Origin of the sequence: Rhizobium sp. PDO1-076, assembly GCF_000247475.1 — a bacterium.
GTDB lineage: Bacteria > Pseudomonadota > Alphaproteobacteria > Rhizobiales > Rhizobiaceae > Allorhizobium.
This window is the reverse complement of record NZ_AHZC01000304.1, coordinates 1-1,079: the sequence shown is the minus strand read 5'-3', so window position 1 is coordinate 1,079 and position 1,079 is coordinate 1. Positions and strand designations below refer to the sequence as shown.

1 pseudogene is annotated in these 1,079 nt (G+C 57.7%); it reads left to right on the top strand.

Annotated elements, in window-relative coordinates:
• Positions 1 to 202: 202 nt before the first annotated feature.
• A pseudogene (locus tag PDO_RS15550) lies at positions 203 to 1,079 on the top strand (IS3 family transposase); the annotation flags it as partial.

Below are 1,079 nucleotides of genomic sequence, written 5' to 3'. Positions count from 1 at the left end.
AAGGAAATGCCCCGTTCCACTGCAACCCCTTGTGTCTGGATCCTCGGGTCAAGCCCGGGGATTTGCCGAGGCCGACAACCGGGATTGAGTGGTCTCTGACCTCGGTTTGCAACCGGGTTTTCCGCTGCGATTGATCCAGTCAAGTGAATAGCCCCTAGATTTGTAGACGCCTTCTCCCCTAAATTTTAGGCAGGAGGCCTACATGGGCAAAGGCAATTTCACGGAAGAGTTCAAGCGCGACGCGGTGCGTCAGATCACCGAACGGGGCTATCCGGTAGCGGAGGTCTCTCAGCGGCTTTGGGTCAGCCAGCATTCGCTCTACGAATGGAAGAAGAAGTTCGGCACGTCGAACGGCAAGGCCAGCGACGAGGTCAGGCGGCTGAAGAAGGAGCTGGCGCGCGTCACCGAGGAGCGCGACATCCTAAAAAAAAGCGGCCGCGTACTTCGCCAGCGATGCAAAGTGAAGTACGCTTTCATTGCCCTGCATCGCCTGCGGTTCTCGGTGCGGACGATGTGTCGGCTTCTCCATGTGCACCCGATCGTGTTCTACGCCTGGCTGAAGAACCAATTGAGCAAGCGGGCCAGTGAAGACAAACGGCAGACCGATCTCTTGCTTCAGGCTTGGGAAGAGAGCGGCAAGGTCTATGGCTATCGAAAGCTGCACGACGACCTGCTCGATCACGGCGAGACGTCCTGCCCGAACCGGGTTGCCCGCCTGACACGGATTGCCGGTATAAAAGCCCAGATCGGTTACAAACGCCGTCCTGGAATTTATGGCGGCAGGCCTTCCATTGTCATCGACAACACTCTGGATCGGCAATTCGACGTCGCGGCCCCGGACAAGGCCTGGGTCACCGACATAACCTACATCCGAACCAACGAAGGCTTTGCCTATCTGGCCGTCGTCATCGATCTCTATTCCCGCCGCGTCATCGGCTGGTCGATGCAGAGCCGACAGACAACGGATGTCGTGCTGTAGGCGCTGCTGATGGCTGTCTGGAGGCGAAAGCCAAGGGAAAAGGTTCTGGTGCATTCGGATCAGGGATCGCAATTCACCAGCATGGACTGGGCATCCTTCT